The 26,329-nt window shown below is 62.4% G+C and carries 24 protein-coding genes; 9 read left to right on the forward strand and 15 right to left on the reverse strand.

Translation table 11 applies throughout. The features are described 5' to 3' along the window. Positions 1–109: 109 nt before the first annotated feature. The 8 genes from HX875_RS10960 to HX875_RS10995 all read right to left on the reverse strand — a co-directional run bounded on the left by HX875_RS10960 (position 110) and on the right by HX875_RS10995 (position 9,165). On the reverse strand, positions 110–739 hold the full coding sequence (locus HX875_RS10960) for a glutathione S-transferase (RefSeq protein WP_177043203.1): 630 nt from the start codon (positions 737–739) through the stop codon (positions 110–112). Between the two features lie 35 nt (positions 740–774). After that, positions 775–951, reverse strand: a complete 177-nt coding sequence (locus tag HX875_RS10965; protein WP_010167463.1) for a hypothetical protein — start codon at positions 949–951, stop codon at positions 775–777. Continuing rightward, on the reverse strand, positions 948–2,051 hold the full coding sequence (locus tag HX875_RS10970; protein ID WP_177043204.1) for a PepSY-associated TM helix domain-containing protein: 1,104 nt from the start codon (positions 2,049–2,051) through the stop codon (positions 948–950). The genes HX875_RS10965 and HX875_RS10970 overlap by 4 nt, the downstream gene beginning before the upstream one ends. Before the next feature lie 61 nt (positions 2,052–2,112). Continuing rightward, entirely contained in the window at positions 2,113–4,542 is a 2,430-nt protein-coding gene (locus HX875_RS10975; protein WP_177043205.1) for a TonB-dependent siderophore receptor, read from the reverse strand. Between the two features lie 242 nt (positions 4,543–4,784). Further along, complete coding sequence (locus HX875_RS10980; protein ID WP_177043206.1) at positions 4,785–5,762, reverse strand: FecR domain-containing protein; 978 nt, start codon at positions 5,760–5,762, stop codon at positions 4,785–4,787. Continuing rightward, positions 5,759–6,277, reverse strand: coding sequence for an RNA polymerase sigma factor (locus tag HX875_RS10985; protein ID WP_177043207.1), 519 nt, complete (start codon positions 6,275–6,277; stop codon positions 5,759–5,761). The genes HX875_RS10980 and HX875_RS10985 overlap by 4 nt, the downstream gene beginning before the upstream one ends. 261 nt (positions 6,278–6,538) lie before the next feature. Next, positions 6,539–7,246, reverse strand: coding sequence for a 3'-5' exonuclease (locus tag HX875_RS10990; RefSeq protein WP_177043208.1), 708 nt, complete (start codon positions 7,244–7,246; stop codon positions 6,539–6,541). Further along, positions 7,243–9,165 (reverse strand): putative nucleotidyltransferase substrate binding domain-containing protein, encoded by a 1,923-nt coding sequence (locus HX875_RS10995; protein WP_177043209.1) that lies wholly within the window; start codon positions 9,163–9,165, stop codon positions 7,243–7,245. The genes HX875_RS10990 and HX875_RS10995 overlap by 4 nt, the downstream gene beginning before the upstream one ends. A gap of 246 nt (positions 9,166–9,411) precedes the next feature. Between HX875_RS10995 and HX875_RS11000 the strand changes: the two genes are divergently transcribed. Continuing rightward, positions 9,412–9,858, forward strand: a complete 447-nt coding sequence (locus tag HX875_RS11000; RefSeq protein ID WP_177043210.1) for a response regulator — start codon at positions 9,412–9,414, stop codon at positions 9,856–9,858. 138 nt (positions 9,859–9,996) lie between these two features. Here the strand turns inward: HX875_RS11000 and HX875_RS11005 are convergent, their stop codons facing one another. Next, the gene (locus HX875_RS11005) at positions 9,997–12,174 is read right to left on the reverse strand and encodes a malate synthase G (RefSeq protein WP_177043211.1); all 2,178 of its coding nucleotides are present in this window, start codon (positions 12,172–12,174) and stop codon (positions 9,997–9,999) included. A 420-nt stretch (positions 12,175–12,594) separates the two neighbouring features. Here HX875_RS11005 and HX875_RS11010 point away from each other — a divergent pair, with 420 nt between their 5' ends. After that, complete coding sequence (locus HX875_RS11010) at positions 12,595–13,113, forward strand: glycine cleavage system protein R (RefSeq protein WP_177043212.1); 519 nt, start codon at positions 12,595–12,597, stop codon at positions 13,111–13,113. Between the two features lie 222 nt (positions 13,114–13,335). Here HX875_RS11010 and rarD read toward each other — a convergent pair whose 3' ends face one another. The 5 genes from rarD to HX875_RS11035 form a co-directional block, all read right to left on the reverse strand. Beyond that, positions 13,336–14,220 (reverse strand): EamA family transporter RarD, encoded by an 885-nt coding sequence (rarD, locus tag HX875_RS11015; protein ID WP_177043213.1) that lies wholly within the window; start codon positions 14,218–14,220, stop codon positions 13,336–13,338. 178 nt (positions 14,221–14,398) lie between these two features. After that, positions 14,399–15,373, reverse strand: coding sequence for a serine/threonine protein kinase (locus tag HX875_RS11020; protein ID WP_177043214.1), 975 nt, complete (start codon positions 15,371–15,373; stop codon positions 14,399–14,401). A 162-nt stretch (positions 15,374–15,535) separates the two neighbouring features. Further along, positions 15,536–17,434 carry a PhoX family protein gene (locus tag HX875_RS11025; RefSeq protein WP_177043215.1) on the reverse strand — a complete coding sequence of 633 codons (1,899 nt, stop codon included), beginning with the start codon at positions 17,432–17,434 and terminating at the stop codon, positions 15,536–15,538. A 71-nt stretch (positions 17,435–17,505) separates the two neighbouring features. Then, entirely contained in the window at positions 17,506–18,270 is a 765-nt protein-coding gene (locus tag HX875_RS11030; protein ID WP_177043216.1) for a TOBE domain-containing protein, read from the reverse strand. 57 nt (positions 18,271–18,327) lie between these two features. Then, positions 18,328–19,065, reverse strand: a complete 738-nt coding sequence (locus HX875_RS11035) for a ComF family protein (protein ID WP_177043217.1) — start codon at positions 19,063–19,065, stop codon at positions 18,328–18,330. A 90-nt stretch (positions 19,066–19,155) separates the two neighbouring features. On the opposite strand from HX875_RS11035, the gene bioB reads away from it, so the two are divergent. From bioB to HX875_RS11065, 6 genes are all read left to right on the forward strand, one after another. Then, positions 19,156–20,211 (forward strand): biotin synthase BioB, encoded by a 1,056-nt coding sequence (gene bioB / locus HX875_RS11040; protein WP_177043218.1) that lies wholly within the window; start codon positions 19,156–19,158, stop codon positions 20,209–20,211. Positions 20,212–20,354: 143 nt separating this feature from the next. Beyond that, positions 20,355–21,533, forward strand: a complete 1,179-nt coding sequence (bioF, locus tag HX875_RS11045; protein WP_177043219.1) for an 8-amino-7-oxononanoate synthase — start codon at positions 20,355–20,357, stop codon at positions 21,531–21,533. Continuing rightward, complete coding sequence (locus HX875_RS11050; RefSeq protein ID WP_177043220.1) at positions 21,526–22,257, forward strand: alpha/beta fold hydrolase; 732 nt, start codon at positions 21,526–21,528, stop codon at positions 22,255–22,257. Before bioF ends, HX875_RS11050 begins: the two co-directional genes overlap by 8 nt. Continuing rightward, positions 22,250–23,062, forward strand: coding sequence for a malonyl-ACP O-methyltransferase BioC (bioC, locus tag HX875_RS11055; RefSeq protein WP_177043221.1), 813 nt, complete (start codon positions 22,250–22,252; stop codon positions 23,060–23,062). Before HX875_RS11050 ends, bioC begins: the two co-directional genes overlap by 8 nt. Beyond that, complete coding sequence (gene bioD / locus HX875_RS11060; RefSeq protein ID WP_177043222.1) at positions 23,059–23,739, forward strand: dethiobiotin synthase; 681 nt, start codon at positions 23,059–23,061, stop codon at positions 23,737–23,739. Before bioC ends, bioD begins: the two co-directional genes overlap by 4 nt. A gap of 107 nt (positions 23,740–23,846) precedes the next feature. After that, on the forward strand, positions 23,847–24,128 hold the full coding sequence (locus tag HX875_RS11065) for a pyrroloquinoline quinone biosynthesis protein PqqE (RefSeq protein ID WP_177043223.1): 282 nt from the start codon (positions 23,847–23,849) through the stop codon (positions 24,126–24,128). A 55-nt stretch (positions 24,129–24,183) separates the two neighbouring features. Here the strand turns inward: HX875_RS11065 and HX875_RS11070 are convergent, their stop codons facing one another. Then, positions 24,184–24,396 carry a hypothetical protein gene (locus tag HX875_RS11070; protein WP_177043224.1) on the reverse strand — a complete coding sequence of 71 codons (213 nt, stop codon included), beginning with the start codon at positions 24,394–24,396 and terminating at the stop codon, positions 24,184–24,186. A 52-nt stretch (positions 24,397–24,448) separates the two neighbouring features. Between HX875_RS11070 and HX875_RS11075 the strand changes: the two genes are divergently transcribed. Next, complete coding sequence (locus tag HX875_RS11075; protein ID WP_177043225.1) at positions 24,449–26,254, forward strand: phenylacyl-CoA dehydrogenase; 1,806 nt, start codon at positions 24,449–24,451, stop codon at positions 26,252–26,254. Positions 26,255–26,329 lie beyond the last annotated feature (75 nt).

Genomic DNA, 26,329 nt, shown 5'->3' on the forward strand with positions numbered 1-26,329 from the left:
CCCAGGATTTTTGGGGCCGCTGCGCAGCCCAGCGGGAGCAAGCTCCCTCGCCACAGCAAGCTGCCTCACCACAGCAAGCTCCCTCACCACTAGGAAGCCTTGCAGCAGGTCAGGCCGGTGGCTGGGTCTGGAGCATCGACGGGCGCTGACTCACCTCGGCATACCAGGCAGCCAGTCGTGGATGGCTCGACCGCCACTGCATGTCCGGGTGGCGGAAATCCAGATAAGCCAGCGCACAGGCCACGCTGATTGCAGCCACGTCAAACGGCCCGGCCAGTTCGGCGATGGCGTCCTGTTCCAGCATGTCGAGCGCGCGGCGGATCTTGTCGCGCTGGCCTTCCAGCCACAGGTCCCAGTGTTTTTCCACCGGGCGCATGGCAGTTTCATAACGCACCAGCACGGCGGCATCCATGATCCCGTCGGCCGTCGAGGCCAGGGTCAGGCGGCGCCAGCGAGCCGGGCCGTCGCGGGGGATCAGCGGCGTGCCGGTATGTTGGTAGTCGAGGTAATCGAGGATCACCCGGCTGTCATGCAGTGCATTGCCGTCGGCCAGGCGCAGCGCGGGGATCTTGCCCAGCGCGTTGTCCAGGATCACATCGGCGTCGGGCGCGACCGGCGTCGGCACGCACGCATGCAAGGTCACGCGGTCCAGTTGGCCGGTCTCGTGCAACAGCACCCGTACTTTGCGCACAAACGGCGAGGCAGGGTTGTGGAACAACGTCATGCTGGGGGTGGACATGGGCATTCCTCGGAAAAGGGCAGCGCTAATCTATCTCAACGCTTGAGCAACGCCCAGCTGCCAATGACCGCTGGAATGCCCAGCCCGACCCAGCTCAACGAATCCCACAACCCGTCCCCCAGCAACGCCGCAAACAACCCGGCCGCGCTCAGCAGCCCGATGGCCAGCGGAATGCCGAAGACCTTCCAGAAACTCGACTGTCTCGGCTTCATGACTTGCCCGCCTTGCGCCGCACCCGCCACAGGTACACGCCGCTGCCCAGGACGATGATGGTCAGCACGTCCAGCACCGCCCAGAGGATCTTCATCGGCATGCCGCCGTAGTCACCGAAGTGCAGCGGCTGGGACATGCCCATGGCGTCCATGTACCACGGGCGTTCGGCGATGGCGGTGACCTGCAGGTTGCTGGCGTCGATCAACACGGGTGTCAGCAGGTGCGACGTCAGGTGGGTGCTGCCTTTCATGAACACCGCGTAGTGATGCTCGCTGGAAAAGCGCGTGCCGGGGAACGCGATAAAGTCCGGCTCCATGCTCGGCGCGGCCTTGGCGGCAATCGTCAGCAGGTCGGTGGCGGGCGCACGCAAGGTCAGCGGCGGGGCGTTCCTGTAGGGTTCGATCATCGCGCTGAGGCTGTCGGTGCGCCAGGCGGCGATGATCAGGTCGGCGCAGGCGCTGATCACGCCGGTTACGCCGACCACCAAGGCCCAGGTCAGGGTCACCACGCCGATCAGGTTGTGCAGGTCGAGCCAGCGCAGGCGCGTGGACTTGTCCTGGCGCACCGTGGCGAACTTCAACCGGCGCATGAACGGCAGGTACAACACCGTGCCGGAGATGATCGCCAGCACAAACAGAATGCCCATGAACGCCAGCAGCAACTTGCCCGGCAGCCCGGCGAACATGTCGACGTGCAGGCGCAGCAGGAACATCGTCAGCCCGCCGTTGGCCGCGGGTGTTTCCACGGCCTCGCCGGTGCGGGCGTCGAGCATGAAGGTGTGGGAGGCGTTGGGTTCGGTGCCGGCGGTGGCGGCCATGATTGCGATCACGCCGTTCTTGTCGTCTTCGTCCCAGGCCAGGTATTGCATGGCTTCGCCGGGGCGATGGGCCTGGGCCTTGGCCACCAGCTGTTCGAGGTTCAACTGTGGGGTGTCGGCGGGCATCTGTGCCAGCTCGGGCTCGTTGCCCAGCAGGTGATCGATCTCGTGGTGGAAGATCAACGGCAGGCCGGTGAGGGCGAGCAGCAGCAGGAATACGGTGCAGACGAGGCTGGTCCAGGTGTGGATGAAGGACCAGCGGCGGATGGTTTTGCTTTTCATTTTCTAGCCTTCAGACACACCGAAGCCGCCCATGGGGCGGCCTGGTTGTTAGCTCAGTCGATTACCACTGGTAGGTGGCACTGGCGACTACGCTGCGTTGGTCGCCGTAGTAGCAGTAGGACGCATCACAGGTGGAAATGTAGTCCTTGTCGAACAGGTTGGTGGCGTTGAGTTTCACCGATGCGCCTTTGAGGCTGTTGTCCAGGCGGCCGAGGTCGTAGTGCACGGAGGCGTCGAACACGGTGTAGGCGTTGGCCTTGCCCAGCCAGGTATTGCCCTGGTCTCCATAGGTGTTGCCGGTGTAACGGGCGCCCGCGCCAATGCCGAAACCGTCGAGCACGCCGGCGTGCCAGGTGTAGTCGGTCCACAGGGACGCTTGCTGGTTGGGCATCAGTTGCAGGCGGTTGCCTTTGTATTGGCCTTTTTGTACTTCGGATTTGGCCAGGGTGTAAGCGGCGATCACCTTGAGGTTCTCGGTCACATCAGACACCGCTTCAAGCTCCAGGCCCTTGACCTTCACTTCGCCGGTCTGGTTGGTGATCGACTGGCCACCGGCCCCGAAGCTGGTAACCAGCACGTTCTTTTGGGTCAGGTCATACACCGCAGCACTCAGCAGGGTATTTGAGCCGGGCGGCTGATACTTGACCCCCATTTCCCATTGCTTGCCTTCAGTGGGTTTGTACGACTCGGTCGGCGAGACGCTGGCGTTGCTCGCGGGCTGGAACGACTCGGCGTAGGAGAGGTACGGAACGAAGCCCGAATCGAACACGTAACTCAGCGCAGCGTTACCGCTGAAATTCTTGCTGCGGTCGGTATTGGTCGCGTCGTTCTTGTTGAAGTACGTGGTGCCTTGGTGCACCCAGTCTTCACGGCCACCGAGGGTCAGGCGCCACTTGTCCAGGGCCATCTGGTCCTGGGCGTAGAGGCCAGTCTGGATGGTTTTCTGGTTGTAGTCGTAATAAGCGGTGGAGCGCGCCGGGCGCACCACCGGCTGGGTGTTGACCGGGTTGTAGAGGTTGACCGTCCCGCCGTCACCGAAGATCGACAGGTACGAGGTGTCGGTGCGCTGATGGTCCAGGCCGAGCAGCACGGTGTGGGTGATGTCGCCGGTGGCGAAGTCAGCCTGAAAATTGTTGTCGACGGCGAACTGGCCGATGTTTTCGTCCACATTGGTCGACGAGCGGCTGGTGTTGCCCTCGGCATCAATGGTCGAGAAACCGTAGGACCCCACGGTCAATTGCTGGAAGGACAACTCCGATTTGGTGTAGCGCAGGTTCTGCTTGAACTGCCAGGTATCGTTGAAGCGATGCTCAAAGGCATAGCCCAGCGCGTAGTAGGTGCGGTCGTAGTACTCGTAGTCGGGATCGCCCAGGTTCTTGTGATGAGACACGTCGCCCAGCGGCGATTTGATCTTGGTGCCGACAATCGGCAGGAACTGGCTGGTGGCGCCGGTATCGTCACGAGTGAACTGCGACAGGAAAGTCAGCTTGGTGTCGGTATCAATATTCCAGGTCAGGCTGGGGGCGATGTTGTAGCGCTTGTTGTCGATGTGATCGACCTGGGTACCGGCATCGCGCACTACACCGCTGAGGCCGTAGAGAAATTTACCTTCATCATCAATCTTGCCGGTGCTGGCGAAGTTGATCTGACGATAGTTGTCGCTGCCGTACTGCACCTGAATGGCGTTGCTCGATTCAGCGCTTGGGCGGCGGCTGACCATGTCCAGCAGGCCGCCCGGTGGCGTCTGGCCGTAGACCGACGAGGCCGGGCCACGCAGCAGGGCGAGGCGGTCGAGGTTCCAGGTTTCCGCCTTCGGGTTGGCGTACACGCCGCGCGGTAGTGGCAGGCCGTCGAGGAATTGCGTGGGTTCGAAGCCGCGCACACGCATCCAGTCGTAGCGGGTGTCGCTGCCGTAGCTGGCGGACACGATGCCGGGCATGTACTTCACGGCGTCATCCAGGTTCTGGACGTTGCGGTCCTGCATTTGCTGACGGGTGGCGACAGAAATCGAGCGCGGGGCTTCCACCAGCGCGGTATCGGTCTTGGTGCCGGCGGCGGTGCGAGACGCCAGGTATCCATCAACCGGCCCCCAGGCACTTTCCGCATCGGCTTGCCCGGTAATACTGGTCTCCGGCAACGCCACAACCCCATCCGGAATCGCTACCAGGCTGAACGTGCCTGCACTGCTCTGCTCCAGTTGCAGCCCGGTCCCACGCAACGCCTCGCGCAACGCGCCCTGTGCATCGAATTGGCCCTTCACCGGTGCGGAAGTCTTACCCGACGCCAACCCAGGATTCAGCGTCAGCGCCAAACCCGCCTGGCTGGCGATCTGGTTCAGCGTGGTGGCCAATGGTGCTGCCGGCAGGTTGTAGGCGCGCACGCTGGAGGCCTGTTCGGCGGCAATCAGCTGGGTGCTGGCCAGCGGGGCGCTGAGGGCTATGGCCACGGCTAACAGGCTGGGGCGCAACAAGGTGTCTAGCGTGCGGGACATACGGCGGCTCCTGAATGGAAATATTTCTCAATTGCCTATGTGCCGAACGAGATGCAAAAAGTGATAGGGCCCAATGAAAATAATTTCTATTTGGGTCCGCATCGGTGGCTCCAGGCGCTATTTCCCGTAGCAGCTGTCGAGCCTGAGCGAGGCTGCGTTGGCAGCGCTGCCGAACCTTCGCCTGGCATCGCACTGAGTCGCGCCCGACGCAGCCTCGCTTAGGCTCGACAGCTGCTACGTGGCTATTGCGTGGGCGGCTTGGCCTTTACGGTGACCCACCACGGTGTGTGCTGCTCGATTTGCACCGGCAAGGTCGGCAGCAACGCGTTCAGCGCCAGGTTGGTGTCGTGCAGCGGGAAGCTGCCGGTGATCCGCAGGTCGGCCACCTGTTTATCCACACCCAGGTACCCGCTGCGGTAGCGGCTCAGTTCCTCAACCACATCGCCGAGGCGGGCGTTGTCCACCACCAGCATGCCGCGGGTCCAGGCGTCGGTGCCGGGGTTTACGGCCAGCATCGGGCCGAGGCCGTCGCGGCGCATCAGCACTTGCTGGCCTTCCTTGAAGACCTGCTCCTGGTGCAGCGCCTCGGGCTGCGCGCCGACGGCAGACTGCAACACGCTCAGGCGCGTGCCGTCGTCTTCGCGCTTGACGATAAACCGCGTGCCCAGGGCCCGCAGGCTGCCTTCGCGGGTTTCGACAAAAAACGGGCGGGCGTCGTTGTGGCCGGTCTCGACGAGGATCTCGCCTTCCTGCAACACGATCAGCCGGCGTTTCTCGTCGAAGCGTACGTCGATGGCGCTGTGGGTATTGAGGTTGATCACCGTGCCGTCGGCCAGCTTCAGGGTGCGCTGTTCGCCGGTGGCGGTGCGCTGGTCGGCCAGCCAATAGTTGAGCGGCAGGTAGCGCTGGCCGGCGAACAACACCAGGCCGCACACCAGCACCACACTGGCCAGGCCGCTGCCGAGCTTGCGCACACGGCGGCGAATGCCTTCGCGGGACTGCAACAGCGCCGCCCGGGCCGGGCCCGAGGCCGCGCTGAAACGCTGATCGAGCATCCCCAACTGGCGCCAGGCCCGGGCATGTTCTTCATCGCTGGCCAGCCATTTGGCGAACTCTTCCTGCTCCACGGCGCTGCCGTCGCCCGAATCGAGGGACAGTTGCCAGGCAATGGCCGCGTCGAGCACCCGTGCCGACACCGGCCTGGAACTGACCGGGCTCACAGCGGCTCGCCATACAGGGCGATGTAGCACTGGCGAATGCCCTGGGCCAGGTACTGCCGCACGCGGGGCACGGAAACCCCCAGGCGCTGGGCGATTTCGGCGTGGCCCAGGCCATCGAGGCGGTTATAGAGGAAGGCCGCACGGGCTTTGCTGGAGAGTTTGCCCAACAAGCGGTCGATGGCCTTGAGGTCTTCGAGGATCAGTTGCTGATCTTCCGGGGACGGGTGTTCGCTTTCCGGGATCAGCATCAGTTCGGTGAGGTAGGCCTGTTCCAGCGCGGCGCGGCGGAAGTAATCGAACAGCAGGCCCTTGGCGATGGCCACCAGGAAGGCCCGGGGCTCGCGGGGTTCGCGCAGTTCTTCACGGCCCAGCAGGCGCATGAAGGTGTCCTGGCTCAGGTCTTCGGCACGGCTGGGGCAGGCCACGTTGCGTCGCAGCCACGCCAACAGCCAGCTGCGATGGTCGCGGTACAACGCGCCAACAAGCTCACTGTGGGGACTTTGGATTGACGACAAGGCGACACCGATCGGAAAGTTTAAACTAACGAGAATTATTCGCGATTGTGGCAGAGGCGTCGTACGGGTGCAATTGGCGTTGGTCGGGTGGCGGCGTAATGACATCTTTTATGATGATGCAGCTTGTTGTGGCGAGGGAGCTTGCTCCCGCTCGGCTGCGCAGCGGCCGCAATCCAGGCTATGCATTCACTCAGTAGGAGAGCGGTCGGCTGGTTTTGGGGGCGCTTCGCACCCCAGCGGGAGCAAGCTCCCTCACCACGATTATAAGGAGGGGGCCTGTTTGCGACGTTTCCATTGACCAAGGCGCTCCTGCAAGGCCTTGGGGCTGTCGATCTGCTGCTGCCGGGCCCGGTTGAACAGAATCAACATCAACTCTGCCGTCGCCAACGCATCTGCACTCGCATGGTGACGCTCGCCCACCTGCAGTTTGAAATGCCCGATCCAGTCATCCAGCCCGGCCTCGCGGATGTTCGCGTCGGGGCACAGCAGCGGGGCGATGTCGGCCACGTCCAGGAATGGGTGGTTCAGGCGATAGCCCAGGCTGTCCTTGAGGGCCCGGCACAGCATGTGTTGATCGAAGGGCGCATGGAACGCCAGCAACGGGCTGTCGCCGACAAACTCCATAAAGTCCATCAACGCTTCAGCCGGATCACTGCCCGCGGCAATGGCGCTGGGGCCTAGGCCGTGGATCAGCACGCTGGGGCTGAGCTTGGTCTCGGCCCGGTGCAGGGTGCGTTCGAACAGTTGGGAGAAGTCCACCGCGCCGTCCTCGATCACCACGGCGCCAATCGACAACACCAGGTCGCGATTGAGGTTCAGGCCGCTGGTTTCCAGGTCCACCACCACCCAGCGCTGGGCCCGTAGCGATCCGCCTGCCAGTTCCCGTGGCTTGGGCAGTTGCTCGACACGCCGCTGTTGCGCCGCGTCCAGGCCCGGTTTGGCTTTGCGCAACCAGCCAAACAAACTCACAGCTGATACCGCAGGGTCAGGCTGCTTTGCAGGCGTTGGGCCTGGCGCAGGGATTCGCGCAGGATGCGGCGGTCGAGGTGGTTGAGGCTGTCGGGGTCGACGCGGTTGGAGTAGGGCAGGTTCTCGCGGGTTTGCAGTTGGTGCTGCTGCATGCGGGTTTGCTGGATGAAGTGGTAGGCCTCTTCGTAGGCCGCACCGTCGAGACGTTCGATGACTTCCCTGGCCACCAGTTGGCGCAGGCGCTCCAGGGTGTTGTTGGCGTGGATGCCATTGGCCAGGGCCAGCAGCCGGGCACCGTCGACAAAGGGCGTGAGGCCTTGCACCTTGAGGTCGAGTGTCGCCTTGTCGGCGCCTTTGCGTGTCAGCACGAAATCCCGGAAACGCCCCACCGGCGGGCGCTGGCGCAACGCGTTCTCGGCCAGCATGCGCTGGAACAGGCGGTTGTCTGCGACTTGATCGAGAATGCCCTGGCGCAATTGCTCGCACCCTTGTTCGTCGCCCCACACCACCCGCAAATCGAAATAGATGCTCGAGCCCAGCAGATTCTCCGGCGTGGCCTCACGAATAAACCCGGCAAACCGGCGCGCCCATTCGGCCCGGGACAGGCACAGCTCCGGGTTGCCGGCCATGATGTTGCCCTTGCACAGGGTAAAGCCGCACAGCGCCAGGCTCTGGTTGATCTGTTGCGCCAGGGGCAGCAGGCGGCCACGAATCTCGGCAGCCTCGGCGGCGTCTTTGGCTTCAAACAGAATGCCGTTGTCCTGGTCGGTATACAGCGTTTGCTCGCGGCGGCCTTCGCTGCCGAAGCACAGCCAGCTGAACGGCACGCCGGGGTCACCCTTGTCAGCCAGGGTCAGCTCGATGACGCGGCACACGGTGTGGTCGTTGAGCAAGGTGATGATGTGGGTGATCTGGGTGGACGACGCCCCGTGGGCCAACATGCGTTCCACCAGCTGGCCGATCTCCCCACGGATCGCCACCAGGTTGTCCACCCGTGGCGCATTGCGGATGGTGCGGGCCAGGTGCACCAGGTCGACCCGTTGCAGGGAAAACAGGTCACGTTCGGACACCACCCCACACAGGCGCTGATCCTTGACCAGGCACACGTGGGCAATATGCCGTTCGGTCATGGCAATCGCAGCATCAAAGGCACTGTGGTCCGGCGTGAGGAAGAACGGCGCCTGGGTCATGTGACGCTCAATGCCCTGGCTGAAATCGCTGGTGCCGTCGGCCACCACCTGGCGCAGGTCCCGCAGGGTGAAAATCCCCAGGGGTGCCTTGTGCTCATCGACGATCACGATGCTGCCCACTTGCTGCTCGTGCATCTGCGTGACCGCTTCGCGCAGCGGCGTCAGCGGGCTGCAGGTCACCGGGTGACGCATGGCCAACTCGCCCAGGCGAGTGTTGAGCGAATACTGGGTGCCGAGGGTTTCCACGGCTTTTTGCTGGACCTGCTGGTTGACCTGATCCAGCAGGCTGCTCACCCCGCGCAGGGCAAAGTCGCGAAACGCGCTGGAAAGGGCGAACAGCTTGATAAAGGCCGGCTTGTTCAGTTGCAGGCAGAAGGTGTCTTCGGCGGCTTTGTGCTCGGTGCGGGTCGCCCGCTCGCCCAGCAGCGCCGCCAGCGGGAAACATTCACCGGTGGTGATTTCAAAGGTGGTTTCTGCTGAATCCGGTCGCTCGCCCACCACGCGGCCCTGCTTGACGATGTAAAAGTGTTCCACCGGCCCGCCCGAGGGCTTGAGGATGCTCTCGCCGGGGCCGTAGAAGCGCAATTGGCACTGCTCTACCAGAAAAGCCAGGTGGGCGTTTTCCATCTGGTTGAACGGCGGGAAACGTTGCAGGAATTGCAGGGTGCCGTGGATGTTCTGCAACACAGCGGTTTTCCCCGCTTGTGTGAAAGCATCAGCTTTACTCATACCTATGACCGCAGTTTTTTTGTCGTTATCGTGCCTCATGGTCGACTCCTGCGCTGCGGGTGCCCATTGGACGTAAGTCTAGGTAGCGAATTGCCCTCAACTACTAGGGAAAAACCTTACATGAATATCGTCCAAACCCCGTAGAACGCCCACTAGGCAAACTTTCCGACGAAGTGCACATTGTTCGCCCTTCCGGCGATGTCTGACTTCTGTGCTGGGAGATTGATTAGAACTGCCGAGAAACGTATGTCCGACCACGATATTTTGAGTGATGCCGAGCGCGAGGCCCTGAGCGCTGTTATGCAGGAGCCGGATTTGCCGCCACAACGTGTACTGATCGTGGATGACGACAAGGACGCGCGCGAACTGCTGGCGGAAATTCTTGGCCTGGACGGCATTCGCTGCATGACCGCCGACAGCGGCGAGGCGGCGTGGGACTTGTTGAGCTCCAGCAGCTCCATCGGCTTGCTGATCACCGACCTGCGCATGACGCCGAGCAACGGGCTGCAATTGATTCGCCAGGTACGGCAGTCTACTCGGGCGGCGTTGCCGATCATCATCATGTCGGGGGACGCTGAAGCGCCGGACGTGATTGATGCGATGCATTTGAGCGTGGTGGATTTTTTGCTCAAGCCGATTGATAGCGTGAAGCTGGCGAAGATGGTGAAGCGGGAGTTGGGGATGGTGCAGTAACGGATCCTCTCGATGATGAGCCAGGCACCGAACCGAGTCGCGCCCGACGCAGCCTCGCTGGCGCTCGACAGCTGCTACGAGATGCAAAAAAAGCCCTGATCATTTATTGATCAGGGCTTTTTCGTTTTCAGCGTTTAGTTACAAGCCATTCTTGGCCTTGAACTCCCGACGCCGACGGTGCAACACCGGCTCGGTATAACCATTGGGCTGCTTGGTCCCTTCAATCACCAACTCCACCGCCGCCTGGAACGCGATGTTGCTGTCGAAATCCGGTGCCAGCGGACGGTACAGCGCGTCCCCGGCGTTCTGGCGGTCTACCACCGGCGCCATGCGCTTGAGGCTTTCCATCACCTGGGCTTCATTGACGATGCCATGGCGCAACCAGTTGGCGATGTGCTGGCTGGAGATACGCAGGGTGGCGCGGTCTTCCATCAGGCCGACGTCGTTGATGTCCGGCACTTTCGAGCAACCCACGCCCTGGTCGATCCAGCGCACCACGTAACCGAGGATGCCCTGGGCGTTGTTGTCCAGTTCGTTGCGGATTTCTTCGTCAGACCAATCGGTATTTTGGGCCAGGGGAATGGTCAGGATGTCGTCCACCGAAGCGCGCTCGCGCTTGGCCAGTTCGGCCTGGCGGGCGAAGACGTCAACCTTGTGGTAATGCAGCGCGTGCAGCGCAGCCGCCGTCGGCGACGGAACCCACGCCGTGTTGGCGCCGGCCAGCGGGTGAGCAATCTTCTGCTCCAGCATGGCGGCCATCAGGTCGGGCATCGCCCACATGCCTTTACCGATTTGCGCGCGACCTTGCAGGCCGGTGCTCAAGCCGATATCGACGTTCCAGTTTTCGTAGGCGCCGATCCATTTTTCAGCCTTCATCGCGGCCTTGCGCACCATCGCGCCGGCTTCCATGGAGGTGTGGATTTCGTCGCCGGTACGGTCGAGGAAGCCGGTGTTGATAAACACCACGCGCTCGCTGGCCGCCTGGATGCAGGCCTTGAGGTTGACCGTGGTGCGGCGTTCCTCGTCCATGATCCCGACTTTGAGGGTGTTGCGCGGCAGCTTCAGCACGTCTTCGATGCGGCCGAACAGCTCGTTGGTGAACGCGGCTTCTTCCGGGCCGTGCATCTTCGGTTTAACGATGTAGACCGAACCGGTGCGGCTGTTCTTGCGGCTGGTGTTGCCGTTGAGGCTGTGAATCGCCGACAGGCTGGTGAGCAGGCCGTCGAGAATGCCTTCCGGCACTTCGTTGCCGTCTTTGTCGAGAATCGCGTCGATGGTCATCAAGTGGCCAACGTTGCGCACGAACAGCAGCGAACGACCGTGCAGGGTCACCTCCTTACCGTCGGCACCGGTGTAAACGCGGTCGGCGTTCATGGTACGGGTAAAGGTCTTGCCACCCTTGGCGACTTCTTCCGACAGGTCGCCCTTCATCAGGCCGAGCCAGTTGCGGTAGATCACCACTTTGTCATCGGCATCGACGGCGGCGACGGAGTCTTCGCAGTCCATGATGGTGGTCAGGGCGGCTTCCATCAGCACGTCCTTCACGCCGGCGGCATCGGTCTGGCCGACCGGGGTGCTGGCGTCGATCTGGATTTCGAAGTGCAGGCCGTTGTGCTTGAGCAGAACTGCGGTCGGCTTGGCGGCATCGCCGTGATAGCCGATCAACTGTGCATCGCTGCGCAGGCCGCTGTTGCTGCCGCCTTTAAGGCTGACCACGAGCTTGCCGTCGACGATCTTGTAGCCGGTGGAATCCACATGGCTGCCGGCAGCCAGTGGCGCGGCTTCGTCGAGGAAGGCGCGGGCGAAGGCAATGACCTTGTCGCCACGGACCTTGTTGTAGCCTTTACCCTTTTCGGCACCGTCGGCTTCGCTGATGGCGTCGGTGCCATACAGCGCGTCATACAGCGAGCCCCAACGTGCATTCGAGGCGTTGAGGGCGAAACGGGCGTTCATCACCGGCACCACTAGTTGCGGGCCGGCCATGTGGGCAATTTCTTCGTCGACGTTTTGGGTCGATGCCTGGAAATCCGCGGCTTCTGGCAGCAGGTATCCGATATCTTGAAGGAAGGCTTTGTAGGCCACCGCGTCGTGGGCCTGGCCGGCGTGTGCCTGGTGCCAGGTGTCGATCCGCGCTTGAAAATCGTCGCGTTTGGCGAGTAGGGCTTTGTTCTTCGGCGCCAGGTCGTGGATGACCTTGTCGGCACCGGCCCAGAACTGGTCGGCGGTGATGCCGGTACCAGGAATGGCTTCGTTGTTCACGAAGTCGAACAGGACTTTGGCGACCTGCAGGCCACCGACTTGAACGTGTTCAGTCATTGCTTGCCTCACTCTGCGGAGCTTATGCGCTTTTCAGCTTTTCAATTTACCAATGAAGCCTCTGGCCATGTAAACCGCGAACACGCCGCACCAGTACATGCCGTTGAAGGCGGCTGGGCGGGCTGCGTCGCGGTGCGTGGTTGCCTTGGCAGACATCGACCTAACGTTATGTAGTGCGCGATTGGGCATACTACATGATGAGTTGCGGTTGTGAAAATTAGACTAAATACGTCGTTTAGCGACCCACTTTGGTCGTACGGTCACAGTGGGGTACAGGATGTTCTCAAAAAACTATTGGATTGTTCCAGATAAATATAAAAATGGTACACGATTTGTTTTCGTGCCTACCTGAGTCCACCTTGGTAGGTGCGAGGGGAACGCCGGGTTCCTACCTGATTTTCATAAGAAGAGGACGACACCATGGACCATCTCGTACTGACTGTCATCGCCCCGGATAAACCCGGCGTGGTTGAACGCATCGCCCAATGCATCGCCTCACACGGCGGCAACTGGCTGGAAAGCCGCATGGCGCACATGGCCGGGCAGTTTGCCGGGATCTTGCGCGTGAGCGTGCCGGCGGAAAATCGTCTGGATCTGATTGGGGCGCTGGAGGACTTGTCCACCCATGGCATTCGCGTGCTGCTGGGGGAAAGCAGTTCGGTGGCGGCCAGCGAGTCGCAACCGATCGCGATGACGCTGGTGGGCAATGACCGGCCGGGGATTGTCCGTGACATCACCGCGCTGCTGAGCAAGCAGGGCGTCAACCTGGAGCGCTTGATCACCGACGTGCGCCCTGCGCCCATGAGCAGTGACCCGCTGTTCCACGCCGAGGCGCTGCTGGCGGTGCCATTGACGCTGCCGTTGGAGACCTTGCAGGCCGCCCTGGAAACCCTGGCGGATGACTTGATGGTGGAACTGGAGCTACGCAGCGAGGAATAGTTGCCCACAAGGTTATGCATGGAAATCTTGCATGGGCCTGTGGATAACCTGTAGAGACCCGCGTCCAGCCCAAGCGGGCCGTGGTTCTTCGCCGGCTGGCTAAAAAACGAACAGTTTCAAGGGCTTGTGCACAAACGCCGGGGATCAGGCTGTGGATAACCTTGGGGTTAATGCCTGCAAGCCACGCCGGCTGTGGCTTGCAGAGGTTTGTACGTTATTTGATCAGCTTTTGCGCACGGTCAGCCAGGCGTCGAGGCTGTAAACCACCAGGCCGGCCCAGATAAAGCAGAAGGCGATCAAAGTGGCGGGCGCCAGGTGTTCGTTGAACAGTAGCACGGCCTCCAGCAGCACCAGGGTGGGCGCCACGTATTGCAGGAAGCCCAGGGCGGTGTAGGGCAAATGCCGCGCGGCGGCGTTGAAACATACCAGCGGGATCAGCGTCACCGGGCCTGCGGCCACCAGCCACCAGGCTTCGGAAGTGCTCCAGAACTCCATCTGTGCGCTGTGGGCGGACGGGTTGAACAGCAGCCACGCGATGGCAATCGGCACCAGCATCCAGGTTTCCACCACCAGCCCGGGCAGCGCCTTGACCGGCGCCTGCTTGCGGATCAAGCCGTAGAAACCAAAGGTGGCCGCCAGTACCAGGGACACCCACGGCAAGCTGCCGACCTGCCACACCTGTTGCGCCACACCCAATGCCGCCAGGCCCACGGCCACCCATTGCAGGCGGCGCAGGCGCTCGCCCAGGATCACCATGCCCAGCAGCACGTTCACCAGCGGGTTGATGTAGTAACCCAGGCTGGCCTCCAGCATGCGGCCGCTGTTCACCGACCACACATAGGTCAGCCAGTTACCTGCGATCAAGGTACCGCTCAGGGCCAGGATCGCCAGGCGCTTGGGGTTGTCCCGCAGTTCCTGGAACCAGCCGGGGTGCTTCCAGACCATCAGCAGCAAACTGCCGAACAGCGCCGACCACAGCACGCGGTTGACGATGATTTCTGCGGCGGGAACGCTGGCGATGGCTTTGAAATACAGCGGGAACAGGCCCCAGATGACGTAGGCGCTCAGGCCCAATATGTACCCGCGACGCGGGTTGGCGGCTTGCATGCAGAATCCTTGCTTAGGCAGCTAACAAAGCCGCGATTGTAAGGATATTTGTCAGCCAGTGGGATCTGCTTTTCTGTAGGAGCTGGCTTGCCGGCGATGCAGGCGCCTCGGTTCTGCAGGAATACCGAGGTGATGCTATCGCGGGCAAGCCCGGCTCCTACAAGGGTGGTGGTGTGGGTTAGAACAGTTTCAAGGGTTCTTCATTGAGCGCCGACAACTGCTCGCGCAGCGCCAGCACCTGGTCGCCCCAATAACGTTCGCTGCCAAACCACGGGAAGCTGTGGGGGAACGCCGGGTCGTCCCAGCGGCGTGCAAGCCAGGCGCTGTAGTGCATCAGGCGCAGGGCCCGCAGTGGTTCGATCAACGCCAGTTCGCGCGGGTCGAAGTCGTGGAACTCCTGGTAGCCGTCCATCAATTCCGACAGTTGCCCCAGGCATTCCTGACGGTCACCGGCGAGCATCATCCACAGGTCCTGAACGGCGGGGCCCATGCGGCAGTCGTCGAGGTCGACGATGTGGAACATCTCGTCGCGGCACATCATGTTGCCGGGGTGGCAATCGCCGTGCATGCGGATGTTCTTGTGGGGCGTGGCTTTGTAGACCTCTTCCACCCGCTTGAGCAGGTCGCGGGCCACGGACTCGTAGGCCGGCAGCAGGCTTTTGGGAATGAAATTACCTTCCAGCAGGGTGTTCAGGGAGTCGTGACCGAAGTTCTTCACGCCCAGGGCTTCGCGGTGTTCGAAGGGGCGGGTGGAGCCGACCGCGTGCAAACGGCCGAGCAGTTGGCCCAGGCGATACAACTGGTCGAGGTTGCCCGGCTCCGGCGCGCGGCCACCGCGGCGCGGGAACAGGGTGAAGCGGAAGCCGGCGTGTTCGAACAGGCTTTCGCCGTTGTGAATCATCGGCGCCACCACGGGCACTTCGCACTCGGCCAATTCGAAGGTGAAGCTGTGTTCTTCGAGGATCGCTTCGTTGGTCCAGCGCTGGGGCCGGTAGAACTTGGCGATCAGGGGCTCTGAGTCTTCGATGCCGACCTGGTAGACACGGTTTTCGTAGCTGTTGAGCGCGAGGATGCGGGCGTCGCTGAGGAAACCGATGCTTTCGACAGCGTCGAGCACCAGATCAGGGGTCAGTGTTTCAAACGGGTGTGCCATGCGAACTCCTGCGCGCAGCAGGGCGCCGCGTCCGGCCGGGTATGGTAACGCACCGGGGTCGAGATAGGTGGTGGCTGATAGTCCGCTATCGCGGGCAAGCCCGGCTCCCACAGTAATACTCGGTCAACTGTGGGAGCCGGGCTTGCCCGCGATGAGGCCCTGTCAGGCGCCGACGATCCCGCCATCATCCCGACGAATCGCCATCACCGATGAGCGTGGCTTGCCATTCGGCAGATGTTCCGGCCAGGTCGAGCCACCGGTTTCCCCCGGATGCTGAATCCCTACAAACAGGGTTTTCTGGTCTGGCGAGAAGCTGATCCCGGTCACTTCACAGGCCACCGGCCCTACCATGAACCGGCGAATTTCCCCGGTCGCCGGGTCGGCGCACAGCATCTGGTTGTTGCCCATGCCGGCAAAGTCGCCGCCGTTGCTGTAGTCGCCATCGGTGAGGATCCACAACCGCCCGGCCTTGTCGAAGCCCAGGCCGTCCGGGCTGTTGAACATGTTCTGCGGGTTGATGTTGGATGAGCCGCCCTTGGGCGTCCCGGCGTGCACGGTCGGATTGCCGGCCACCACGAACAAATCCCAACTGAAGTCCGGCGCGCCATGGTCGTTGGCATTGGCCTTCCAGCGCAGGATCTGCCCGTAGACGTTCTTCTCCCGCGGGTTCGGGCCGCCCACCGGCTGGCCGTCTTCGCCGCGCTTGGCGTTGTTGGTCAGGGTGCAATACACCTGGCCGTCGGCAGGGCTGACCACGATCCATTCCGGGCGGTCCATGCGGGTGGCTTTCACCACGCTGGCCGCCAGGCGTGCGTGGATCAGCACTTCGGCCTGGCTGGCGAAACCGCTGTTGACGTCGATGCCGTTCTTGCCGTAGGTCAGTTCGACCCATTGGCCCTGGCCCTTGGGATGGTCGGCATTGCCGTCGCCCGCGTCGAAGATCGCCACGTACAAGGTGCCGTGGTCCAGCAGGTCCTTGTTGGCCTTGGGGCTCTTGTGGTTGATCTTGTCGCGGCTGATGAACTTGTAGATGAACTCGCCGCGCTCGTCGTCGCCCATGTACACCACGGCGCGGCCGTCGCGGGTTTGCGCCAGGGCAGCGTTTTCGTGCTTGAAGCGGCCCAAGGCGGTGCGCTTGACCGGCGTGGATTGCGGGTCGAACGGGTCGATTTCCACCACCCAGCCATGGCGGTTGAGTTCGTTGGGGTTCTTGGCCATGTCGAAGCGCGGGTCATGCGGGTGCCAGTGGATGTCTTTGCTGGCGGCCACCACACCGTAGCGTTTCTGCCCGGCGTCGAAGGTTTGTTGCGGGTTGCTGCTGCCGAAGCAGTCGGTGAAGTTTTCTTCGCAGGTGAGATAGGTGCCCCACGGCGTCTTCCCGTTGGCGCAGTTCTGGAAGGTGCCGAGGACTTTCTTGCCGGTTTTGTCGGCACTGGTTTTCAGCCAGGCATGGCCCGCCGCAGGCCCGCCAAAGCGGATCGGCGAGTTGCCGTGGATGCGTCGGTTGTATTTCGAGTCCTGGACGAACTGCCAGGTATCACCTTTGCGCCGCACTTCGATCACCGACACGCCTTCGCTGGCCTGGGCCTTGCGCACGTCTTCGGTCGATTGCGGCGCGCCGCCGTGGGCGTAGAGGTAGCGGTAGTTGGTGTATTCGTTGTTGATCGCCATCAGCGCGCGGTTCTCGTCACCGGGGAAGGCGAACAGGCTCATGCCGTCGTTGTTGTCGCCGAACTGCTGTTCCTGGGCCTTGGCGGTGCCGTTGCCGCTGGGGTCGAAGGCCGGCGCGTTCTTGTGCAGCGGCTGGCCCCAACTGATCAGCACCGAGGCGCTGTAGCCGGGCGGCAGGGTGATGGCGTCGCTGGTGGCTGAGGCGATGCTGGCGAAACCCAGCAATGGGCTGTTGGAGGCGGCGTTCACGGCCAGGGCGCTGCGGGTCAGCAGGTTGCCGCCGAGGAACATCGCCGCACCGCACAGGGCGCCGGCGCCGATAAAACGCCGACGGGTGAGGCCGACCATCTGTTCCAGGTCGGTGGCTTGGTTTTCTTCTAATAGGCTCATTTCAGGCTCCCTGCGGGTTTTTGCAGACACCTTAGGGAGCGGTCGTGACGAAATTGTTGCAGTTTGAAGCGCTACACCGGGGTGCCTAGCAGCACGTTGCTGGGGGAGAACTGCACCTTCACCGGGTGGCCTTCGGCGGCATTCATCTGCGCAAGCGCCTCGGGCCGGGCCAGGGCACACAAAACCTGGCCGTTGGGCAGGGTGATACGCACCTCGCTGGGACCATCCTCGGCGTCGAGAATGGCCTCGATTTTCCCTTCCAGGCAATTGTGTCCAGGTGTTGCTGGCTGCGAGACGGCCAGCACTTCAAGCCAGCCGGCCTTGATCAGGGCGACGACTTCCGTGCCGATCTCCAGCTCCAGGCGCAACGTGCTGTCGTGGGTAATCTGCGCCTCCAGGCTCAACCCGGCGGCCAGTTCCAGGCGAATCAGATCGTTGCGGCCGTGGCTGTCGATGGCAATCACCCGGCCGTGCAATTGGTTGCGTGCGCTGGTGCGCAGCATCAGGCGGCCCAGCAGGTTGAAGTCGCTGGCGTCTTCGGCGGAGTCCAGCACCTGGGCTTGCAGCACCTGCAGGCGCTGGTAAAGGCGCAATACCCGTTCGCCTTCGGACGTCAGCTTGGCGCCGCCGCCGCCCTTACCGCCCACGCTGCGTTCTACCAGGGGCTTTTGCGCCAGGTTGTTCAGCTCGTCGATGGCGTCCCACGCGGCCTTGTAGCTCAAGCCCGCGCTTTTTGCGGCGCGGGTGATGGAGCCCTGTTCGGCAATGTGTTGCAGCAACGCAATGCGCTGGGGGCGACGGACGATGTGTTGGCTCAAGAGGGTTGGCAGGGACATGGCTACACGCTTCGATGGAATGCGCAGACGTTGCGGGCAGGGCGCTCCCGAGTCAAGTCATGTGCCCGGCTTGGGCGTGCGCGCCAGGCAATACACGTCGACTTGCCGGGCGCCGGCGTCCATCAGCAATCGGGCGAGGCTGTTGGCGGTGGCGCCGGTGGTAAGCACGTCGTCGATCAGCGCCAGGTGCCGGCCTTTGACTTGGGCACCTTCTGCCAGGGCGAAGGCCTGGAGCAGGTTGCGCTGGCGGGTTTTGGCGTCCAGATCCTGCTGCGCCACGGTTTCATGAGGCCGTAACAGCAGGTGCTCATCGTAAGGGATATTCAGGTAATTGCTCAGCCAGCGGGCGAGCATCGCCGCCTGGTTGAAACCCCGTTCCCGCAGGCGTTTGCGGGCCAAAGGCACGGGCAGCAGGCAGTCGGGGCGCATGAGTTCGGCATCGTCATAACGGTGTTGCAGAAATTGCCCCAGCAGATGCGCGAGCAAATGCCCCAGCGGCCAGCGGGCCTGATGCTTGAAACGGCTGATCAGGCTGTCGACGGGAAAGCTGTAAGTCCAGGGCGCAACCACGTGTTTAAACGCCGGCGGTCGCTTCAGGCATTGGCCGCACACCAGGCCCGCCATGGGCAACGGCAGCGCGCACACTTCGCAGTGGTCCATCAGCCAGGGCAGCTCGGTTTCGCAGACGTTGCAGACAGGATGGGCGGTTTCGCTGAGTTCATCGCAGACCAGACAGGTCTGGTTGCTTTTTAACCAGATGTAAACCTCGTGTTTGTTATCAAGTTGACAGTGCATGAATCTTCCTTAAATATGCCGAGCATCCGTGTCGTGCCTGTGGGTATTACTCCCCGCAGGGCTTGCCAAAGCATAATCAAGGAATCGCCCATGAGCGCCAGCATCACTGCCAACCTGCGTCACGATTGGTCTTTAGCCGAAGTCAAAGCGCTGTTTGTGCAGCCCTTCAATGACCTGTTGTTCCAGGCGCAGACCGTGCACCGCGCGCATTTCGACGCCAACCGCGTCCAGGTTTCCACGCTGCTGTCGATCAAGACCGGCGCCTGCCCGGAAGATTGCAAATATTGTCCGCAGTCGGGCCACTACAACACGGGCCTGGAAAAAGAAAAGCTGATGGAAGTGCAGAAGGTCCTCGAAGAGGCCGCCCGCGCCAAGGCCATCGGTTCGACCCGTTTCTGCATGGGCGCCGCCTGGAAGCATCCGTCGGCCAAAGACATGCCCTACGTGCTGGAGATGGTCAAAGGCGTGAAAGCCATGGGCCTGGAAACCTGCATGACCCTCGGCCGCCTCGACCAGGACCAGACCGAAGCCCTGGCCCAGGCCGGCCTCGACTACTACAACCACAACCTCGACACCTCGCCGGAGTTCTACGGTTCGATCATCACCACCCGCACCTACGGCGAGCGCCTGCAAACCCTGGCGTACGTGCGTGATTCGGGGATGAAGATCTGCTCCGGCGGCATCCTCGGCATGGGCGAGTCCCTGGACGATCGCGCCAACCTGCTGATCCAGCTGGCCAACCTGCCGGAGCATCCGGAATCGGTGCCGATCAACATGCTGGTGAAAGTGGTGGGTACGCCGCTGGAAAACGCCGAAGACATCGACCCGTTCGACTTCATCCGCATGCTGGCGGTGGCGCGCATCCTGATGCCGCAGTCCCATGTGCGGCTGTCGGCCGGGCGTGAGGCGATGAACGAGCAGATGCAGGCCCTGGCGTTTTTTGCCGGTGCCAACTCGATTTTCTACGGCGACAAACTGCTGACCACCGCCAACCCGCAGGCGGATAAAGACATGCAGTTGTTCTCGCGCCTGGGCATCTTGCCGGAGGCCCGTGAAGAGCACGCCGATGAAGTGCACCAGGCGGCGATCGAGCAGGCGCTGGTAGAACAGAAAAGTAGCGAGCAGTTCTACAACGCGGCTGTTTAAGCCATATCTCTTGTCGAAGTGCGGTCCAGTGTGGGAGCTGGCTTGCCTGCGATAGCGGTCTGTCAGGCACATTGATGCTGAAAGTGCCGCCGTCATCGCAGGCAAGCCAGCTCCCACAGGGTTGAGCGCTAATCGAGGTCTGCATGTCTTTCGATCTCGCCGCGCGTCTTGCGGCCCGTCGTGCCGAGCACCTGTACCGTCAACGTCCACTGCTGCAGAGCCCTCAAGGCCCTGAAGTGGTGGTCGATGGCCAGCCGTTACTGGCGTTCTGCAACAACGATTACCTGGGCCTGGCCAATCACCCGCAAGTGATTGAAGCCTGGCGCGCGGGCGCGGCACGCTGGGGTGTGGGCGGTGGCGCTTCACACCTGGTGATCGGCCACAGCACGCCGCACCATGAACTGGAAGAAGCCCTGGCCGACCTGACCGGCCGCCCGCGGGCGCTGCTGTTCACCACCGGTTACATGGCCAACCTCGGCGCGGTCACGGCGCTGGTGGGGCAGGGCGATACGGTGCTGGAAGACCGTCTCAACCACGCTTCGTTGCTGGATGCCGGTTTGCTCTCGGGAGCGCGCTTTAATCGTTATCTGCACAACGACGCGGCCAGCCTGGCCAAGCGCCTGGAGAAGGCCACCGGCAATACGCTGGTAGTGACCGATGGCGTGTTCAGCATGGACGGCGACCTGGCCGACCTGCCGGAGCTGGCCCGTGAAACCCGGGCCCGGGGCGCGTGGCTGATGGTGGATGACGCCCATGGCTTCGGGCCTCTGGGCGCCAATGGTGGCGGGATCGTCGAGCATTTTGGCTTGAGTCAGGAAGACGTGCCGGTATTGGTGGGCACCCTGGGCAAGGCCTTCGGTACTGCCGGGGCATTTGTGGCGGGTAGTGAGGAACTGATCGAAAGCCTGATCCAGTTTGCCCGCCCGTATATCTACACCACCAGCCAACCGCCGGCGTTGGCCTGCGCCACGCTGAAAAGCCTGGAACTGCTGCGCACCGAGCATTGGCGGCGGGAGCATCTCAAGGGGTTGATCCGCCAGTTCCGCCAAGGCGCCGAGCAGATCGGCCTGGAGCTGATGGACAGTTTCACGCCGATCCAGCCGATCATGATTGGCGACAGCGCCCGTGCCGTGCGTTTGTCGCAGATGCTCCGTGAGCGCGGGCTGATGGTGACGGCGATCCGCCCGCCAACCGTGCCCGCCGGCAGCGCCCGCCTGCGGGTGACCCTGACGGCGGCCCACAGCGAAGCCCAGGTGCAGCTATTGTTAAACGCATTGGAAGAGTGTTTCCGCTTGTTAGGCCAGGAGCCCGACCATGCGTGATCGACTGATACTGCTGCCCGGCTGGGGCCTTGGCGTGTCGCCGCTGGAACCGCTGGCGGCGGCGCTGCAAGGGCTGGATGAACACCTGCGGGTGCATATCGAACCCTTGCCGGTGCTGGCTTCCGGCGACCTCGACGAATGGCTGGACGAGCTGGACGCCAGCCTGCCGGACAACGTTTGGCTGGGTGGCTGGTCCCTCGGCGGGATGCTGGCTTCTGAGCTTGCAGCGCGCCGCGGCGATCGTTGCTGTGGCCTGGTGACCCTGGCCAGCAATCCGTGTTTTGTCGCCCATGACGGCTGGCCGAGCGCAATGCCCGGCGAAACCTTCGATGCGTTTCTCGCCGGGTGCAATGCCGATTCCCAGGTCACGCTCAAGCGCTTCGGCCTGCTGTGTGCCAAGGGCGCGGAAGACCCTCGCGGGCTGGCGCGCTTGTTGGTCAGTGGAGCGCCGAATACGCCTTCTCCGGTCCTGATGAATGGCCTTGAATTACTCGCTCAATTGGATACCCGTGAGGCGTTGCTGGCCTTTCGTGGCCCACAGTTGCACCTGTTTGCCGGCATGGACGGCCTGGTGCCCGCCGAGGCGGCCAGCGACTTGCTGACGTTGCTGCCCGATGTTGAAATCGGCCTGATTGAACAGGCCGGTCACGCTTTTCTACTGGAGGACCCCCACGGTGTGGCGGGGGCCATCCAGGCTTTTTTGCATGAGTGCGGTGATGACTGATTTATCCCTTCCGGTGCTGCCGGGCGGCTTGCCAGACAAGCGCCAGGTAGCGGCCTCCTTTTCCCGCGCAGCCGCCAGTTACGACAGCGTTGCCGAGTTGCAGCGTACGGTGGGCAGTGAGCTGCTGCGACGTGTGCCGGCAGATATCTCGCCGCAACGCTGGCTGGACCTGGGCTGCGGCACGGGTTATTTCAGTCGTGTGCTGGGCCAGTCATTTCCGGACACCCAAGGCGTGGCCCTGGATATTGCCGAAGGCATGCTCAACCACGCCCGGCCGTTGGGTGGTGCGCAACATTTTATCGCTGGCGATGCCGAGCGCTTGCCGTTGCAGGACGCCAGTTGCGGGCTGATCTATTCGAGCCTTGCTGTGCAGTGGTGTTCGGACTTTGCCGCCGTACTCAGCGAGGCGCGGCGGGTGTTGCAGCCTGGCGGCGTGCTGGCGTTTGCCAGCCTGTGCGTGGGTACGCTGGATGAGTTGCGCGAAAGCTGGCGTGCGGCGGATGGCATGGTCCACGTCAATCGCTTCCGGCCATTCAGTGCTTACCAGCAACTTTGCGCCGCCAGTGGCTTGCGGGTGCGCAGCCTGGAGCAGCGTCCCCACGTGCTGCATTACCCCGACGTGCGCAGCCTGACCCACGAATTGAAAGCCTTGGGTGCACACAATCTGAACCCGGGGCGCCCCGGAGGCTTGACGGGCCGGGCGCGGATTGTTGCACTGGTGCAAGCCTACGAGCAGTTCCGCCAGGCCCAGGGCCTGCCGGCAACTTATCAAGTGGTGTACGCCGTCCTGGAGAAACCTCTATGAGTGCCGCTTACTTCATCACGGGGACCGACACCGACGTCGGCAAGACCACCATCGCCGCGGGCCTGCTGCATGCCGCGCGTCAAGCCGGCAAAAGCACGGCGGCGGGCAAGCCGGTGGCCTCGGGCTGCCAACTGACGCCCAAGGGGCTGCGCAATTCGGATGCCCTGGCGTTGCTGGCCGAGTGTTCTTTGCCCTTGACCTATGCCGAGGTCAACCCGGTGGCGTTCGAGCCGGCCATCGCACCGCATCTGGCGGCCCGTGAAGCCGGAGTGGCGCTGACGGTGCAGTCGTTGCTCAAACCCATGCAGCATATTCTGGCCAAGCAGGCCGACTTCACCCTGATTGAAGGTGCGGGCGGCTGGCGTGTGCCCTTGGCGGATCAGGACAACCTGTCGGACCTGGCCCAGGCGCTGAAGCTGCCGGTGATCCTGGTGGTGGGCGTGCGGCTGGGTTGCATCAGCCACGCGCTGCTGACCGCCGAAGCCATCGCCCGGGACGGTTTGCCGTTGGCAGGTTGGGTGGCGAATATCATCGACCCCAAGACCTCTCGTCTGGAAGAAAACCTCGCCACCCTGGCTGAACGGCTGCCCGCGCCATGCCTGGGCAGGGTGCCAAAGCTCAAGCATCCCGGCGCTGAAGCGGTGGCGGAGTACTTGCAACTGGACCTGCTTGACTAGTTTTGCCTATCAATAAGGCATTATGCCATTAGTGTTTTTGACGGGCGTTTTGCCGGTATGTCTGCTTCAATAACGGTTCACGATTCTCTTATAGGCAGGTTCACGCCATGGAAATCTCTGGTAGCAGTGCGTTTTACTCGGGGCTGAGCGCGATTCAGACCGGGCAGAACCGTGTCGACCAGGCCGCCGGCAAGATTGCCAGCGCCGCCACTACCCAGCCTTCGGATGCGCAGAACGATCGCTTGCGTGCAGCCGATGCCAATCAGGCGTCGAACTCGGCCAGCAATATGGTCGAGATGGCCCAAGGCAAGTTCCAGGTCGAACTGGGCGCCAAAGTCGCCAAGGCTTCCGACGAAATGCTCGGCACGTTGATCGATACCTACGCCTGAATGTTGCGCTCTCCAGCTTCTCTGTAGGAGCTGGCTTGCCTGCGATAGCATCACCTCAGCCATCCTGATACACCGCGGCGCCTGCATCGCAGGCAAGCCAGCTCCCACATTGATCTCCATCTCCCTCAGGTTTTGAATCTTCATGCGGCATTTCGCTGCAGGCCTTGCCGTGCCTGACGTTGACCCACGTCATGACAAACGGCATTTGCGCGACGCTTGACAAGGATTGGTCGTAAACGTATGTTTCAAACAACTGTTTGACCGCCATAACACATCCACGCGGTTGTTCATCCCAGATACATCAGCAGAGGTTTATCGCTATGCCTGACTACAAGGCCCCCTTGCGTGATATTCGCTTCGTTCGTGACGAACTGCTTGGCTATGAAGCGCACTATCAGAGCCTGCCGGCTTGCCAGGACGCTACCCCGGACATGGTTGACGCCATTCTCGAAGAAGGCGCCAAGTTCTGTGAGCAGGTACTGGCACCGCTGAACCGCGTGGGTGACATCGAAGGTTGCACCTGGAGCGAGTCAGGCGTTAAGACCCCTACCGGTTTCAAAGAAGCCTACAAACAATTCGTTGAAGGCGGCTGGCCAAGCCTGGCCCACGACGTGGCGCACGGTGGCCAAGGCTTGCCGGAGTCCCTGGGCCTGGCAGTCAGCGAAATGGTCGGCGAAGCCAACTGGTCGTGGGGCATGTACCCGGGCCTGTCCCATGGCGCGATGAACACCATTTCCGAGCACGGCACTCCCGAGCAGCAAGAGGCTTACCTGACCAAACTGGTGTCGGGCGAGTGGACCGGCACCATGTGCCTGACCGAGCCGCACTGCGGCACCGATCTGGGCATGCTGCGCACCAAGGCCGAACCTCAGGCTGATGGTTCCTACAAGGTTTCCGGCACCAAGATCTTCATCTCGGCCGGTGAACACGACATGGCCGACAACATCGTCCACATCGTGCTGGCCCGCCTGCCGGACGCACCGGCTGGCACCAAAGGCATTTCGCTGTTTATCGTTCCCAAGTTCGTACCGAACGCCGACGGTTCGATTGGCGAGCGCAACGCGGTGTCCTGCGGTTCCCTGGAACACAAGATGGGTATCCACGGCAACGCCACCTGCGTGATGAACTTCGACGCGGCCACCGGTTTCCTGATCGGCCCGGCGAACAAAGGCCTGAACTGCATGTTCACCTTTATGAACACCGCTCGCCTGGGTACCGCGCTGCAAGGCCTGTCCCACGCTGAAATCGGCTTCCAGGGCGGCCTGAAATATGCCCGTGACCGCTTGCAAATGCGCTCCCTGACTGGCCCGAAAGCGCCGGACAAGGCCGCCGACCCGATCATCGTGCACCCTGACGTGCGCCGCATGCTGCTGACCATGAAAGCCTTCGCCGAAGGCAACCGCGCGATGGTGTACTTCACCGCCAAGCAGGTTGACGTGGTCAAGTACGGCACCGACGACGAAGCCAAGAAACAGGCTGACGCACTGCTGGCCTTCATGACCCCGATCGCCAAGGCGTTCATGACCGAAGTCGGTTTTGAATCCGCCAACCACGGCGTGCAAATCTACGGCGGCCACGGCTTCATCGCCGAGTGGGGCATGGAGCAGAACGTTCGCGACAGCCGCATTTCGATGCTGTACGAAGGCACCACCGGCATCCAGGCCCTCGACCTGCTGGGCCGTAAAGTGCTGATGACTCAAGGCGAAGCGCTGAAGGGCTTCACCAAGATCGTCCACAAGTTCTGCCAGGCCAACGAAGGCAATGCAGCCGTGCAAGAGTTTGTTGCACCGCTGGCTGCACTGAACAAAGAGTGGGGCGAGTTGACCATGAAGGTCGGCATGGCAGCCATGAAAGACCGTGAAGAAGTCGGTGCCGCTTCGGTGGATTACCTGATGTACTCCGGTTATGCCTGCCTGGCCTACTTCTGGGCCGACATGGCCCGCCTGGCCGCCGAGAAATTGGCTGCGGGCACTACCGAAGAAGGCTTCTACACCGCCAAGCTGCAGACCGCGCGCTTCTACTTCCAGCGCATCCTGCCGCGCACCCGCACCCACGTTGCAACCATGCTGTCGGGCGCCAACAACCTGATGGACATGAAAGAAGAGAACTTCGACCTGGGCTACTAAGCCTCGGCGAGTTCATTTAAAAAGCCGCCGCTTCTTCGGGAGCGGCGGTTTTTTTATGCGCGATAAAAAACCACA

It is taken from the genome of Pseudomonas yamanorum (genome assembly GCF_013386765.1).
Lineage (GTDB): Bacteria > Pseudomonadota > Gammaproteobacteria > Pseudomonadales > Pseudomonadaceae > Aquipseudomonas > Aquipseudomonas yamanorum_A.